Raw genomic sequence first — 14778 nt, forward strand, 5'->3', positions numbered from 1 at the left:
GCAACTCCTCACGAAATACCCCCAGGGGTAATATAGAACCCCTGGGGGGAATCCGTCGACACCCAAGGATGACACCCGCCATGACCGCACCCACCGCCCTCGGCATCGACGAGGCCCGCACCCGCCTGAACGAGCTGACCGTCATCGACGTACGCACACCGGGCGAGTTCGCGGGAGGCCACCTGCCCGGCGCCCTCAACGTCCCCCTCGACCGGATCCGGCGCGCGCTCCCCGACATCCGGCACGCCGCCGCACGCGGCGACGTCCTGGTCGTCTGCGCGTCCGGCGCCCGCTCGGAGAACGCCTGCAGGATCCTCGCCGAGAACGGCGTCGCCACCGCCACCCTCTCGGGAGGGACGGCGGCCTGGGCGGCGGGCGGCAACGAGCTGCGCCGACCCGAGGGGACCCCGCGTGCCACCTGGAGCATGGAGCGGCAGGTCCGTTTCACCGCCGGCACCGTCGTCCTGCTCGGCCTCCTGCTCGGCCTTCTCGTCCACCCGGCCTTCCAGATCCTGTCCGCCGCCATCGCGGGCGGGCTGGTCTTCTCCGCCCTGACCGACACCTGCGGCATGGCGGCGATGCTGGCCAGGCTCCCCCACAACAGGACCCGTGCGGCCGACCTCGGCGCCACGCTGGAGGTACTGCGCAGCCGCTGACGGCACGCGGCAGGGCCATGGGGCCTCGCACCGGGTTGCCGGTGGATCCCCGTTCTCGTGTGATGGAAACGAGCCTGCCCCGCTGTCGTCGAGGCTCGGCCGGGCGGGGCACCCATGCCCCGAGCGGCCGGGAGAGGAGTCGATGTGCGTGATCAGTACACGGCCGGATCGGTTGTGGTGGGTGTGGCCGAGGCCGAGGGGCAGGAGCAGGTGGCTCTCGCGGCCGCGCAGGAGGCGGCCCGCGCCGGTACGGGGCTTCGCATCCTGCACGCCGTCGAGTGGCCGGCTCCGCCGGGGACGGCCGCTGACGGCACGACGGCGACAGCCGGTACGGAAGCCCTTGCGCGATCTTCTGCGGAAGCCGATACGGAAGCCGACGCTGAGACCGAGGCGGAAGCCGACGCGGAAGCCCACGCTGAGACCGAGGCGGAAGCCGACGCGAAAGCCCACGCTGAGACCCAGGCGGAAGCCGACGCGAACGCCCACGCTGAGACCCAGGCGGAAGCCGACGCGAAAGCCGGTACGGAAACCGCTACGGAGACCGACGCCGGCGACCGGACGCACCCGGATCGTGCGAAACGTGTGATCGCCCGCTTCTCCCAGGCCGTCCACCGGCGGTTCCCGCACCTGGCGATCGAGCCGGACCGCGTCTCCGGCTCGCCCGTGCCGGCCCTCATCGACCGGTCCGCCACAGCGCCGCTGGTCGTCGTCGGCCATCGTGGTACGGGTGGCTTCCCCCGGCTGCCGCTGGGCTCGGTGAGTCTGCAGGTGGCCACCCACTCCCGCTGCCCGGTCCTCGTGGTCGGAACCGGGGAGAGAACCGAGCCGGTCGACAACCGGGTCGTGGTCGGCGTCGACGTCGACGACGTCCAGCCGCACGTGATGGAGTTCGCCCTGCGGGCGGCGGGCAGCCGCGGCGCCCGACTCGAGGTCGCGCACGCCTCCACACGGCCCGAACTCCTCAGCACCGGCCCCACCGGTCCCCTCCTCCTCGGCCACGAGACACGGCCGATCGCGGCGCGGGACCTGCTGGAGGAGAAGCTGGCCCCCTACCGTTCCCGCTGGCCCGACGTGGAGATCCGTACCCGGGTCGAGCGGTGCCGGCCCGCGCACCTGCTGGTCGAGTCCTCACGTGACGCGGAACTGGTCGTGGTGGGCACCCACGGCCGCACCGGCCTGCGGAGACTGATGCTGGGCTCGGTGAGCGGCGAAGTGCTGCACACCGCCGAATGCCCGGTCGTCGTGGTGCCCGCCCCCGTCACCGGGGCGTGAGCTCGCCGGGCGTGACCTCGCCGGGCGTGAGCCGCCGGGGTGACGTCCGCGGTGCGTGAAAGGGCCGGCCGACGGTCGTCACACCGTCGTCAGGTGATCGACGACTTCGGTGACGTCGGCGAGTCCCTCGATCCTTTCGAGGAGCCGCCGCGCGTCGGACTGCGCGATGCTCCCCCACACGTCCACCGTCCCGTTCCTGACGACGATCTCGATCGCGGGCCCGGCGCCGGGGAACTCCTCCGCGAGGATCCTGGATTCGATCTCCTGCCGGATCCCCTCGTCGTCCCGTACGAGCGCAGCGAGCAGGGTGTTCCTGTGCACGACACCGACGAGATGGCCGTCCTCGTCCGTGACGGGCATCCGCTTCAGGCGGGAGAGCGCGGCCAGCCAGGCGGCCTCGGCGGCGGTGGCCTCGGGGAGCACCGTGATGGCCGGGGCGGTCATCAGATCCTCCGCCGTGTACGCACGCGCGCGGTCGTTCAGGCGCCGCCGGGTCAGGGAGCCCCGCGCGCCGGGCCGGTGACCGGTCGCCTCGACCGCGGCCTTCGCCAGCAGGTCCGACACCGACACCACACCCATGACCCGGCCGTCCGGGTCGGTCACGGGCAGCGACCCCACCCCTGCGTCGTTGAGGGTCCGGGCGATGGCCACGAAGGCCGAGTCCCGGGGCACCGACGTGACGGGCGGGTCCATGACGTCCCGGACCAGCAGCGGTTGTGCCTCCACGTCGGACGCCCGGCGCCCCGTCCGCCGGGGCCGGGCCGGTGCTCCGGGTCCGGCGGGACTTCGGTGCGCCCGCTGCGTGGCGGACACCGCGGCCATGGCACCGAGGTACCGGAGCAGCATGTCCTCCCGCAGGGGCCGGTCGGTCCGGCCCGCCGTTCCGGACACCGCACGGCGGGCCTCCGCCCCTGCTGCGGGGCCCTCTCGCTCGTTCATGGCCGGCTTCCTCGTCAAGTCTCCCCCGCTGTCACATTCTCGCCCCCCTCCGGCGGCGCCACCCCGGGCCGGTCGGCCCTTCCGGGGGCCGTTCGGACTCTGCCGCCGTCGGCCCGGGAGGGGAATGCTGAGAATGCGGCAGCCATCGCTGCGAGGAGTTCGCCGATGCCCCAGCACGTGACCGCCGGTCTGGACGGATCGGCCGAGAGTGCCGCGGCCGCCGAGTGGGCGGCCCGGGAAGCACGGTTGCGCCAGGTCGCCCTGCGCCTGCTGCTCGTGTCCGACGGCCCGGCGCCCACCCGCGCCGCTACGGAGACTGGTACCGCCGGGGCCGGGCGGGATCCCGCCGCGGAGTTCCTGGCCGGCACCGCGGACGCGCTGCGCGGCCGGCACCCGGGGCTCGAGGTCCGCGCGCGGCGGCTGACCGGCAGGCCCCCGGCCGTGCTGGCCCGCGAGGCGGCGCAGGCGGACCTCGTCGTGCTCGGCTCCCGCGGTCTGGGGAGTGTGCGGGGCTTCCTCCTGGGGTCCGTCGCGTTGGCGACGATCGTCAGGACCGACCGGCCGGTCGTTCTCGTACGCCCCCAGCGCCGACCGGGGCCGGCGGTCCCCGGAGAGGAAGCCGGTGCCGCCGCCGGCAGCGTGGTCGTCGGGGTGGACGTCCACCAGACGTGCGACGCCACCCTCGACTTCGCCTTCGGCGAGGCCGCGCTCCGCGGTGGCCGCCTCCGGGCGGTCCACTGCTGGTCGCTCCCACCCTTCGGGAGGGACGCGCTGGCCCTCGAAATGGCGCTGCGCGAAATGCGGCCGGACATCGCGAGAGAGCTCAGGAACGTCCTCGCGCCCTGGCGGCAGAAGTACCCTTCGGTCGAGGTCACCGAGCTCACACCGGTCGGCGGGGTGTCCGACCGGTTGCTGCAATCCGCCGCCGGGGCCGCTCTCGTGGTCGTGGGCCGGCGGATCCGCACCGCACGCGCCGGATCGCGCCTCGGCCCGGTCGCCCATGCGGTGATCCACCACTGCGCGTCTCCCGTGGCGGTCGTGGCCCACGGCTGAGCCGGCGCCCGACCCCGCCGCCGGCGCCCGGGCGGCGGCGGGCCGGCCGGCCGAGCACGACGTCGCAAGGCCGCGACGTACGCGAAGCCGCGAGGCCGCGAGGCCTGTGACATCCGCGGACTGCGCGAGTCATGCAAGGTCCGCGAGGCCGCTACGTAGATGACGTACGCGACGTACGCGACGTACGCGACGTACCTGACGTCAGCGGGCTACGCGACGTCCGCGGGCCGGGCCCCTGGCGCGCCCCCTGGCGTGTCCCGCCTCCCACCGCACGGTCCCGCGGCGATGCTTGCGCCATGAACACCGCCGTCGCGGTGCCGGCCGCCCTGCTCTCCGCGCTCAGCTTCGGTGTCGGATCGGTACTCCAGCAGCAGGCGGCGAGCAGCGCGCCCGCAGCGCATTCCCTGCGTCCCCGGCTGCTGCTGGAGCTCGCACGCCGGCCGCGGTGGCTGGCCGGGATGGCGCTCGTCGTCGCGTCGTTCGCGCTGCTGGGTCTCGCCCTGGCCTCCGGCCCGCTGGTGCTGGTCCAGCCGCTCGCGGCCACGGACCTCGTCTTCGCTCTCCCGTTCCTCGCCTGGCGCCGCCGTGTCCCCCTGACCCGTGCCGAGGCCGTGGGCATCCTGTGCACCGCGGGCGGCGTCGCGCTGTTCCTGACGGTCCTTCCGGAACCTGCCCCCGGGGCGATCCCGGACATCTCCGACTGGGTTCCCGTACTCGCCGCCGTCGGTGGCGCCGTGGCGCTCCTGGCCCCCGCCGGCCTGCGGCGGCGCGGCACGACGAGGACGGCCCTGTTCGCCGTCTGCGCGGCGCTCCTGTTCGCGCTGCTCGACAGCCTGACCAAGAGCACGGCCGAGCGGTTCCAGACCGAGGGCACCGGCGCGTTCCTCGCCTGGGAGCCGTACTCGCTGATCCTCGTCGGCGTGCTGGGCCTGACCATGTCGCAGAGCGCGTACCAGGCCGGTTCGCTGGCCGTCAGCCTGCCGATCATCGACACGCTGGAGCCGATCGGGGCCGTGCTCATCGGCATCGCCGTCTTCGGCGAACGGCTCGCGCAGTCCCCTTCGGCGCTGGCCGTACAGATGCTGGGCGCGGCCGTGGCCGTGGCCGGCATCATCGTCCTCGACCGCTCGCCCCTGGCCCGCGTCTGAACTCGCCGTACCCCTCCCGTGCCGTGTCCCGGGGCACCCGGCCGCCGAGCGCCACCGAGCGGCCGCCCCCGGGCAGGCGTCCCTCCGCCGGGACGATCGGGCCCGGCTCCGCTCCTCCGGGCCCGATCGTCCCGGCGGAGGGACGTTCGGCCCCTCTCCCTCCCGACCGCGTTCGGCGACAGTGGAATCAGTCACCGCCGGCCGTACGCGGAGGCCGGCCGGTCGTCGCGGAGGCAGACGGGCATGACCGAGTACGTGTACGACTTCACCGAGGGCGACCGCGGCATGGCGGACCTCCTCGGCAACAAGGGCGCCAACCTCGCGGAGATGACCCGGCTGGGACTGCCCGTGCCGAGAGGGTTCACCATCACCACCGAGGCGTGCCGCGTCTTCCTGTCGACCGGCCGGCCTCCTCCCGAACTGGAGGGGCAGCTCGCCGAGCACCTGGCGGCGCTGGAGCGGGCCGCCGGGAAGCGACTCGGGCAGGCGGACGACCCGCTGCTCGTCTCGGTCAGGTCCGGGGCCCGGGTCTCGATGCCCGGAATGATGGAGACGATCCTCGACGTCGGACTCAACGACCACTCGGTGCTCGGGCTGGCCGCGATGTCCGGGCGGGAACAGTTCGCCTGGGACTCGTACCGGCGACTGGTGCAGATGTTCGGGACCACGGTGATGGGGGTGGACTCCGCGCTCTTCGAGGAGACGCTCGCACGCATCCGGGAGCAGCACCATGTCCCCGACGACAGCCGGCTGGACGTCTGCGACCTCGTCAGGATCGTCGAGACGTTCAAGGACCTGATCGCCGAGCGGACCGGCCGCCGGTTCCCGCATCCCGCCTCAGAGCAGTTGCGGCAGGCGGTCCTGGCCGTGTTCACCTCCTGGAACGGGGAGCGCGCGAGGGTGTACCGGCGCCGCGAGCACATCCCGGACGACCTGGGCACCGCGGCCACCGTGCAGACCATGGTCTTCGGCAACCTGGGCCGGGACTCGGGCAGCGGTGTGGCCTTCACCCGGGACCCGGCGACGGGGGCTGCGGGGATGTACGGCGACTACCTGCCCGGCGCCCAGGGCGAGGACGTCGTCTCCGGGGTGCGCAACACGCTGCCCGTCCAGGAACTGGCCGCACTGGACCCGGTGTCCTTCGCGCAGCTCCGGCAGTACATGGACCGTCTGGAGGGTCACTACCGCGACCTGTGCGACATCGAGTTCACCATCGAACGCGGCACACTCTGGATGCTGCAGACACGCGTCGGGAAGCGCACCGCCCAGGCGGCGTTCACCCTGGCCTCGGACATGGCCGACGAGGGCCTGATCACGAGTCGTCAGGCCCTGACCCGCGTCGACGGTGAGCAGCTCGCGCAGCTGATGTTCCCGCGCTTCGACACCACCGGCACGGCCGACGTCCTCGTACGGGGCGTCCCCGCCTCCCCGGGAGCCGCCGTGGGAGCGGTCGTCTTCGACTCGGCGGAGGCGGTACGCCGGGCGGACGCCGGGGAGAAGGTGGTGCTCGTACGGAACGAGACCACGGCGGCGGATCTGCCCGGCATGATCGCGGCCCAGGCCGTGCTCACGGCTCGCGGAGGCAAGACCAGCCATGCGGCGGTCGTCGCACGCGGCATGGGCACCGTGTGCGTGTGCGGCGCGGAGGACATGATCGTGGACGCCCGTGCGCGCTGCCTCGTCGCCGCCGGATCGACCGTCGGCGAGGGCTCGGTGGTGTCCGTCGACGGCTCGGAGGGCGTCGTCCGGCTGGGCGCTCTGCCGCTGGTCGAATCCGACGTCATGCGCCACTTCGACGGCGCCGTGCCCCGGGACGGAGCCGCGCGGGAGTCGGTGCGCCCCGTCCACCGGCTGATGCGGGAGGCCGACGCGGCACGGCGGCTGCGGGTGAGGGCGAACGCGGACACCCCGCAGGACGCGGCCCGGGCACGCCGCTACGGGGCCGAGGGCATCGGTCTCTGCCGCACCGAGCACATGCTCCTCGGTGACCGGCGACGGCTGGTCGAGGCCGTGATCTTCGCGAGGAACGACGCGGAGCGGGGGGCGGCGCTCGGCGCGCTCCTGCCCCTCCAGCGCGCCGACCTCACCGGCATCCTGGAGGCGATGGACGGGCTTCCGGTCACCATCCGACTGCTGGACCCGCCGCTGCACGAGTTCCTGCCCGACCTGACGGAGCTGGCCGTACGCGTGGCGCTGAGGGACGCCGCCGGGGATTCGCCCGACGCGCAGGACACGGCTCTGCTCGCAGCCGTCACCCGTATGCACGAGGAGAACCCGATGCTCGGGCTGCGGGGCGTCCGCCTGGGGCTGGTCGTACCCGGGCTCCTCGCCATGCAGGTGCGTGCCATCGCCGAGGCGGTCGCGGAGCGCAGGCGCGCGGGCGGGTCGCCATGCGCCGAGATCATGGTTCCGCTCGTGGCCGCGGTGGAGGAACTGCGCCTCGTGGCAGACGAGGTGGCACGAGTGCTGGCGGCCGTCTCCGCGGAGAGCGGCATGGACATCGCGTGCCCGGTCGGCACGATGATCGAGTTGCCGAGGGCCGCGCTGACCGCGGGCGAACTGGCCCGGGACGCGGAGTTCTTCTCATTCGGGACGAACGATCTGACCCAGACGACCTGGGGTTTCTCACGCGACGACGTGGAGGGCGCCTTCTTCCCCGCCTATCTGGAGCGGGGCGTGTTCCAGGCGTCCCCGTTCGAGACGATCGACCGGGACGGGGTGGGCCGGCTGGTGCGGATCGCGGTTGCCGAGGGGCGTGCGGCACGCCCCGGACTGGAGATCGGTGTGTGCGGAGAGCACGGAGGCGACCCGGCGTCGGTGCGCTTCTTCCACGAGGCGGGACTCGACTACGTCTCCTGCTCGCCGTTCCGCGTCCCGGTCGCACGGCTGGAGGCCGGCCGGGCAGCCGTGCTGGGCGGGGCCCCGGCCCCCGCTGCGGAGTCCGCCCGGGACTCGGGGTCCGCCCGGTCCGCGGGCTGATCGACGGCCGGGGGCTGAACGACGAATGCGCAGCGGACGGCGACGACGCCCTCGACGGCCTGGGCGAGGCGGCTCACGACGGAGGTGAGATCGCCGTCGCCGACGGTACCGCCGAGTGTGACGACCCCGTCGGTGACGGTGACGCGTACGCCCTGAAGAGAGCCCGCGAAGAGACGGTCGACGAGGCCCTGGACATCGGCCGCGATGTCGTCGTCGGAGCGGAGGAAGACCTTGAGGAGGTCCGCCCGGCTGACGATGCCCCGCAGTACGCCGTGGGCGTCCACCACGGGCAGTCGCTTCACACGGTGCCGGGCCATGAGGCGGGCCGCGTGGGGCAGGGTCGCAGCGGCGCGGACCGTGATCGGCGGAGCGGTCATGAGGTCCTCGGCCCTCACGACCCCGGATCCCGCGGCGGTACCCGGCCGCGTCGGGTCCGGGGGCGCCGGATCGGAACCGCGGAGCTCCTCCCTGCGCAGGAGGTCGGCCTCGGACACGACCCCGACCACACGCCTCTCGCCGTCGACGACCGGCACCGCGCTCACGTTCCACCGTCCCATGGCGGCCACGACGTCCTTGAACCGCGCGTGCGGGGCGACCGCGACGACGGTCTTCGTCATCACGTCCTCGACGGAGTACGGGGCGGAAGGCGTCACGGTGTGCCTCGCAGAGAAGGTGTGCCTCGCAGAGAAGACGGCTGCCGGCGGCCCGGCGGCGGACCCGGGTTCACTGTCACCCGGGGCTCGCCGTCACCTGGGGGTGACCGTCACCTGGGGATCACTGTCGCATGCGCAGGCGGCGCCCCGGATGGGCCGACAGGGGCCGCCTCGGGGCCGTCCGGCCCAAGCGCCGCACGCTCGGCCCGGGACATCCTGTCGGTGGGGCGTACCCCGCGGTGAGGAGAAGTGGCGCGGACGGGACTCATCGTCCGGAACCGCGCACACGGGCGGTGGGATGTGCTCCCCCACGAGGCCCCCGCGATGCCGTCACGGCCGCCTGCGGCCCTGACGCCCGCCCATGAGGAGAGGTGGACCATGATGCCCAGCACGTCGGCGCACGGCTCCGACGCCGGAACGTCGTCGCACTCGCGCACCGACCTCGGCCGCCGGCTCGCGGCCCGACGGGAACAACTCGGCCTGAGCCTGGACGACGTGGCCGAGCGCAGCGGCGCGGCCACCAGCTACATCCAGTACCTCGAGGAGCGGCCCGCCGCGCCCGACGCGGCCACCCTGCGGCACATCGCCGCCGCCCTGGAGACGACGGTGGCCGACCTGGCGGGTGGCACGGCGGACCAGCCGCCGGGGCCGGGCGCCGCCCTGCGGGGTGCCGAACTCGCCGAGCTCGACGAGGCGGAGTGCCGGACCCTGATGTCCGGCCACGGCGTCGGACGGATCGGGTTGCTCACGCCCGAGGGACCGGCGGTCGTGCCGGTCAACTACGTGGTCGACGGTGCCTCCGTCGCCTTCCGCACGGCGCTCGGCAAGGTCCCGTCCTTCGCCGCGGGCAGCGAGGTCGCGTTCGAGGTGGATCGTATCGACGACGTCTTCAGCAGGGGCTGGAGCGTCCTCGCGGTGGGGCGGGCACGCGCCGTCACCGACGAGGAGTCGATCCGCCGGCTGACGGCGCTGGCCCCGACGGCGCCGTGGGCGGGAGGTTCGCGCGACCTGTGGGTCGAACTCTCGCCAACCCGCGTGACCGGACGCAGAATCGTCGCCCCGGACAGCTGATCCGGCGCGCCCGTCGCTGTTCCGGCACGCCCGTCGCCGATCCGGCGTGCCGGATGTCAGGCCAGCTCCAGCACGTCCTCCACCGGACGGCGGGGAGTCTTGGGGCCCTCCGGGCCGTACCCGAGGCGAATCACCATCTGTACGTGACCCATCGAGGATGCGGGGTCGCGCAGGGCCCAGCGCAGCTCGGGCCATTCCATGGCCTGGGACGTCAGGGACGTGACCAGGCCGTCCAGAGTGGCCTGCAACAGCACGCGTTCCAGCGCCTGTCCGGCCGTGAGCCAGTCGACGGGGCCGTCGTGGGACGTTCCCAGCAGGACGAGCTGGGGTCGCTTCTCGAACGTGGCGCTGCCGCGACCGGCCATCGTGCGGCCTGCGGCGAAGTCCCGTACCGGGGCGGTGACATCGTGCTGCCGGGGACCGAACGCGTTCGCCGGGACGCCCTCCCCGGACGAATCCGAGCCGGGCATGCCGGTCCACCGCCGCAGCTCCTCCCGTGCCTCCGGGTCGAGCGACTCGCGGCTCTCGGCGTCGTGGAGCAGGTGAAGCACCTCCTGGACGTGCCAGGCGCCGGGCACCCGGAGCCGCGCGCCCTCCATCCGTGCGGCGGCCCGCAGTCCGTCCAGAACGCCGGCGGGGATGTCCTCCCCGGTGAACGGGAAGCGACTGGTGTGACGCCGGTGAATCGCGGGGTGGAGCACGGCGAGATCGTCGTCCGCCCGCACCGGACGGTCCAGGCGGACCTCCGCCAGCAGCCACGGATCGGCCGGATCGGGGAGCAGGACGGTGTCCGGCTCCCGCCCCGCACGGGCGGCCGCCACCCTCAGGTTGAACAGCGCGGCGCCGCACCCGAGGTGCAGCGCGCGCCGGTGCGGGTCGGACCTCGCCATGGCCCGTTCCGGATCGCCGAAGAGCCGGATCGCGCAGCGGGCCGCGAGGTACCGGAACCGCCAGGGCTGGGAGTTGTGCACGGACGGGGCCGCCGTGGCGTCCCGGACCAGGGAGGTGACGACGGTCGCCTCGAGGGGTTCTGTGGTCATGAAGGGCTCCAGGTTCGGCGGTCAATCGTGTCCGGCGGTCGGTCATGTCCGGCGGTCAGTCGTGGGCGATCACGGCCACCGGCGCGGTGGCGTGGTGGAGTACGGCGTGGGCGACGTGCCCGAGGTGCCCGCCCACCGGAGCCCGCCGGATGCGGCGGCCGACGGCCACGAGATCCGCGTCGGCGGCCTCGTACAGCACCTGCACGGCGGGCGCTCCGACCAGGACCCTCTCCTCGGCCTTGACCGACGGGTACCGCCGCCGCCAGGAGCTGAGCCTCTCGCTCAGCGCCTCGGCGATGCCGTCGGCCACCTCCTGCCGGACACCGGGGTCGAGCTGCGGCGCGTAACCGAACGCGAACGGCAGCGACCACCCGTGCACGGCACGCACCGCGCACCCCCGTCGTGCGGCCTCCTCGAAGGCGAAGCCGAGCAGCGCGTCGGTGTCCTCCCGGACGTCCACCCCCACCATGACATCGCGGTACGCGACCGGGGCCGCCGGTGCCGGGACCGGCTCCCTCGGCGGGCGTACCAGCACGACCGGAGTGGCCGTGAGCCCGACCGTCGCGATACCGACGGAGCCGAGCAGGAACCCCTCGACCGCGCCTCGCCCGCGCGACCCGAGAACCAGCATCTGCGAGTCGGCGGCCTGCACCGCCAGGACCGCCGCCGCCCTGCCCGGCATCCGGCGTGCCGACACCGGCAGGCCGGGGTGGCGCCGGCGCACGTCGTCCGTCATCTCCTCCAGCACCGCGTCCGCGCCGCGCCGCAGTTCCTCGGCGCCCACCGGCCCGGCGTTCTCCAGCCGCCCGAACGCGGGCATGAACGGCGTATGCGGCCAGTCCTCGACGTGCACCAGTCTCAGTGGCGCCTCTCTCAGCACGGCCTCACGGGCCGCCCAGTCCGCCGCGGCCCGACTCTCCGGAAAGCCGTCGACACCCACGGTCACAGGGGGAGTCATGTCCGTGCGCCTCCTTCCGGGCCGCGGCCGCGGCCCCGTCCGTGCCGGCAGGCCGGGGAGTCCGCCCCACCTCGACGGTGACGTGCTTCGTCAGTGCAGTGCTCCGTCTCCGCTCCTCAGCTCCCCTCCCGGCTCGCACCGCCTCCCTGCCGTCGCCTGCCGTTGCCTGCCGTTGCCTGCCGTTGCCTGCCGTTGCCTGCCGTTGCCTGCCGTTCCCTGCCGTTCCCTGCCGTTCCCTGCCGCCCCTCTCCACGATGCGGCCCCGCGAGGTCCGCGGCGAGAGGCCGAACGGTCCCCTGACAGGGCCGAGCGCCCCGTCCTCAGGCGGGCTCCGCTCCGCTGCGCTCGAACGCACGCCTGACCGCCGCCTCGATGCCGTGCCGCGTCTGCGCCGTCACGGCGGCCAGGCGCGGGGAGGGCACGGGACGGGGTGGCGGCCGCACGCCCCGGATGCGGCGTGCCGTGTCCGGGAGGGACGCCAGATCGGCCTCGAAGCGGGCCCGGGCGGCTTCGAGTGTGTCCGGCGGCCCGGTTCTGCGGCCGCCCCGCATGACGGTTCGGAGCAGCGGCTCGCCACCGTCCGGCGGCTCCTCCCCGTTCACCCCGATGACGTCCCGCCCGCCCGGCCCGCGGAACACCTGCTTGGGCGCGGGAGCGGTGGCCTTCGCCGAGGACAGCTTCATCACGGGCCGCCCGGCGTACTCGACGAGTTTGTAGGCCGCGTCGAGGTACGGCGCGTCTGCGGCGGTCCCGACCCGGGTGCCGACCGCGTACACGTCGATCGGCGCACCACCGCGCACCAGTTCGTCGACGGCGTACTCGTCGAGGCCGCCGCTGGCGACGATGCGGACTCCGGGCAGCCCGGCCCGGTCGAGAATCGCCCGGGCCCGGTGGGCCAGGGCCGCCAGGTCCCCGCTGTCCAGCCGGATGGCGCCGCCCGCTCCCTCGCGGAGGTCGGATAGGACCCGGGCGGCCGCGAGGACGCCGAGGTCTGTGTCGTAGGTGTCGACCAGGAGGGTCACCGGCCCGGGGTGCGCGCGGGCGAAGGCCCGGAAGGCGTCCTCCTCGCTGGGGAAGGCCTCGACGTAGGAGTGGGCCATGGTGCCGGATCCGGGGATTCCGAGTTCCGCGGCCGCGGCGACGTTGCTGGTACCCGCGAAGCCGACCATCGCGGCGACCCGGGCTGCCTGGAAGCCCGCCTGAGGACCGTGCGTGCGCCGCAGGGAGAAGTCCACGACCGGCCGTCCGGCGGCGGCGATGACGCACCGCGCGGCCTTCGAGGCGACGACGGTCTGATGGCACATCTGACCGAGCAGGTAGGTCTCCACGAACTGGGCCTGGGGCAGCGGCGCGGTGACCTCCAGCAGCGGCTCGCCCGCGAACACCAGACGGCCCTCGGGCACCGCGCGGACCTCGCCCCGGAACTCCATGCCGAGCAGCCCCTCCAGGTCCTCGACCGGGCGGTGCAGCGTCGCGGCGAAGTCCCGCACGTCGTCCGGCCCCACACGCAGGCGGGACAGATACGCCAGTGAGGGTTCGAGGCCGGCGGCGACGAGGAATCCCCGCTCGGGCGGCAGGTCCCTGACGAACAGACTGAACGTGGCGGGTTGGTCCATGCCTTCGCGGAAGTAGGACATGGCCATAGTGACCTCGTACAGGTCGGTGGTGGTCGCTTCGCTCACGGCGATCACTCTCCTTGACGTGCACCCGTGCACCCTTCGTGGCGTGCACCGCGAGGCGCGGGAGGAGCGGGAGAAGCGGGAGGAGGGGAGAAGTGGGAGGAGCGGGACCGGGAATCGGGACGGCCGGGCGGCTCCGCCTCCGGGTCCCCGGCCCGAGCGGTCGCAGGTGCGGCGGTGACGCGGTTCCAGTCTGCGCCGGGCCCGCTCCCACCGGGCAGGGCTGAAAGACCCCCGCCCGGTACCGACCGGCCCCGGCCCGCCGCACCCGTTGGCGTGACGGGCACCGCGCTCAGACCCCGCCGCCTGCGGGCCGGACGACCGGGCCCGGGGCCGAACGCTCCCCGTCCGGACCGCGCCTCAGCTCTCGGCACGAGCGACGTCCCCGGTCAGATCCAGTCGTATGTCCACCACGCCCTCGACCGCGCGGACGGCCCTGGCAAGCAGCGGAACCAGGCTCCTGTCCCTGAGGTCCCCGTGGAGCGTGACCACACCGTCCGTGACGGACGCCTCCACCCCCGCCGCCGCCGGAAGGTCCGCGAGCACCGTGCGGCGGATCTCCCCGGCGAGATCCTCGTCCGTGCGCAGGAACACCTTCAGCAGGTCACTGCGGCTGACCACGCCCTCGAGCACGCCGACCCGGTCGACGACCGGGAGCCGCTTCACGCGACGCCGGGCCATGATCCGTGCGGCCTCCGCGATCGTCGCGCCGGGGTGGACCGTGACGGCGGGGCTCGACATGAGCTCGCCCGCGGTCACGGCACCGGCCTTCCACAGGCCGGGGCGTGCCCCTTCGCCGAGTGCGGGGGTGTCCAGGTGGTACTCCTCCTTCGGCAGGAGGTCGGCCTCGGACACCACTCCCACGACCCGGCCGTCGCCCTCCACGACCGGCAGGGCACTGACCTTCCACTGGTCCATCACCTCCACGATCTCCTTGTACGCGGTCTGCCGGCCGACCGCGATCGCGGTGTGGGTCATGACGTCGCTCACCGTGCGCGGGGCCTCGGGGAGAACGAAGGAGTCGCGGGGATCAGGGGAGTCGGAGGAATCGGGGGACGGGGGGTGATCGGGGTGATCGGTCATGGCGTGCCTCCTCCTGCTGTCGGCGGGAGTCCTCCCGGGCACGGGTACCGCCGTGCCGGGAGCGGGCTTCCCGGTGCGCGGACGCGCTGCCGTGCCCGGCCCGGCGGGGCGGGTGCGGTCGTTGCACGCGCCCTCCTGCGCACCACGCTGGTCCCGTACCGAGACCCGGGTCCATGGGCCGAACGGCCCCCGGACGGGACCGCCCCGCCCGCCCGGCGGCGGCCGCAGTCCGCCTGCCCACGCATGC

The 14778-nt window shown here is 74.0% G+C and carries 11 protein-coding genes and 1 pseudogene; 6 read left to right on the forward strand and 6 right to left on the reverse strand.

What is annotated here, in order from left to right; all coding sequences use genetic code 11:
• Positions 1 to 80: 80 nt before the first annotated feature.
• Together DDW44_RS00645 and DDW44_RS00650 are read left to right on the forward strand one after the other, a co-directional pair.
• The gene (locus tag DDW44_RS00645; protein ID WP_108905186.1) at positions 81 to 656 is read left to right on the forward strand and encodes a rhodanese-like domain-containing protein; all 576 of its coding nucleotides are present in this window, start codon (positions 81 to 83) and stop codon (positions 654 to 656) included.
• A gap of 144 nt (positions 657 to 800) precedes the next feature.
• Positions 801 to 1928, forward strand: a complete 1128-nt coding sequence (locus DDW44_RS00650) for a universal stress protein (RefSeq protein WP_244223937.1) — start codon at positions 801 to 803, stop codon at positions 1926 to 1928.
• Between the two features lie 78 nt (positions 1929 to 2006).
• Here the strand turns inward: DDW44_RS00650 and DDW44_RS00655 are convergent, their stop codons facing one another.
• Positions 2007 to 2867 carry a CBS domain-containing protein gene (locus DDW44_RS00655; protein ID WP_017948255.1) on the reverse strand — a complete coding sequence of 287 codons (861 nt, stop codon included), beginning with the start codon at positions 2865 to 2867 and terminating at the stop codon, positions 2007 to 2009.
• A 165-nt stretch (positions 2868 to 3032) separates the two neighbouring features.
• Here DDW44_RS00655 and DDW44_RS00660 point away from each other — a divergent pair, with 165 nt between their 5' ends.
• The 3 genes from DDW44_RS00660 to ppdK all read left to right on the forward strand — a co-directional run bounded on the left by DDW44_RS00660 (position 3033) and on the right by ppdK (position 8047).
• Positions 3033 to 3920 (forward strand): universal stress protein, encoded by an 888-nt coding sequence (locus DDW44_RS00660; protein ID WP_108905188.1) that lies wholly within the window; start codon positions 3033 to 3035, stop codon positions 3918 to 3920.
• Between the two features lie 296 nt (positions 3921 to 4216).
• A complete protein-coding gene (locus DDW44_RS00665; protein ID WP_108905189.1) occupies positions 4217 to 5068 on the forward strand; it encodes a DMT family transporter in 852 nt (283 codons plus the stop codon).
• Positions 5069 to 5311: 243 nt separating this feature from the next.
• Positions 5312 to 8047, forward strand: a complete 2736-nt coding sequence (gene ppdK / locus DDW44_RS00670; RefSeq protein WP_108905190.1) for a pyruvate, phosphate dikinase — start codon at positions 5312 to 5314, stop codon at positions 8045 to 8047.
• Positions 8048 to 8118: 71 nt separating this feature from the next.
• Here the strand turns inward: ppdK and DDW44_RS00675 are convergent.
• A pseudogene (locus tag DDW44_RS00675) lies at positions 8119 to 8664 on the reverse strand (CBS domain-containing protein); the annotation flags it as partial.
• Positions 8665 to 9078: 414 nt separating this feature from the next.
• On the opposite strand from DDW44_RS00675, the gene DDW44_RS00680 reads away from it, so the two are divergent.
• A complete protein-coding gene (locus tag DDW44_RS00680; RefSeq protein ID WP_108905191.1) occupies positions 9079 to 9771 on the forward strand; it encodes a helix-turn-helix domain-containing protein in 693 nt (230 codons plus the stop codon).
• A gap of 56 nt (positions 9772 to 9827) precedes the next feature.
• Here DDW44_RS00680 and DDW44_RS00685 read toward each other — a convergent pair whose 3' ends face one another.
• From DDW44_RS00685 to DDW44_RS00700, 4 genes are all read right to left on the reverse strand, one after another.
• The gene (locus DDW44_RS00685; RefSeq protein ID WP_108905192.1) at positions 9828 to 10811 is read right to left on the reverse strand and encodes an Acg family FMN-binding oxidoreductase; all 984 of its coding nucleotides are present in this window, start codon (positions 10809 to 10811) and stop codon (positions 9828 to 9830) included.
• A gap of 55 nt (positions 10812 to 10866) precedes the next feature.
• A complete protein-coding gene (locus DDW44_RS00690; RefSeq protein ID WP_240800617.1) occupies positions 10867 to 11769 on the reverse strand; it encodes a universal stress protein in 903 nt (300 codons plus the stop codon).
• Positions 11770 to 12089: 320 nt separating this feature from the next.
• Complete coding sequence (locus tag DDW44_RS00695) at positions 12090 to 13451, reverse strand: nicotinate phosphoribosyltransferase (RefSeq protein ID WP_108908692.1); 1362 nt, start codon at positions 13449 to 13451, stop codon at positions 12090 to 12092.
• Positions 13452 to 13808: 357 nt separating this feature from the next.
• The gene (locus DDW44_RS00700) at positions 13809 to 14426 is read right to left on the reverse strand and encodes a CBS domain-containing protein (protein WP_017948247.1); all 618 of its coding nucleotides are present in this window, start codon (positions 14424 to 14426) and stop codon (positions 13809 to 13811) included.
• Positions 14427 to 14778: the final 352 nt, after the last annotated feature.

The sequence above is a fragment of the Streptomyces tirandamycinicus genome (genome assembly GCF_003097515.1).
Classification (GTDB): domain Bacteria; phylum Actinomycetota; class Actinomycetes; order Streptomycetales; family Streptomycetaceae; genus Streptomyces; species Streptomyces tirandamycinicus.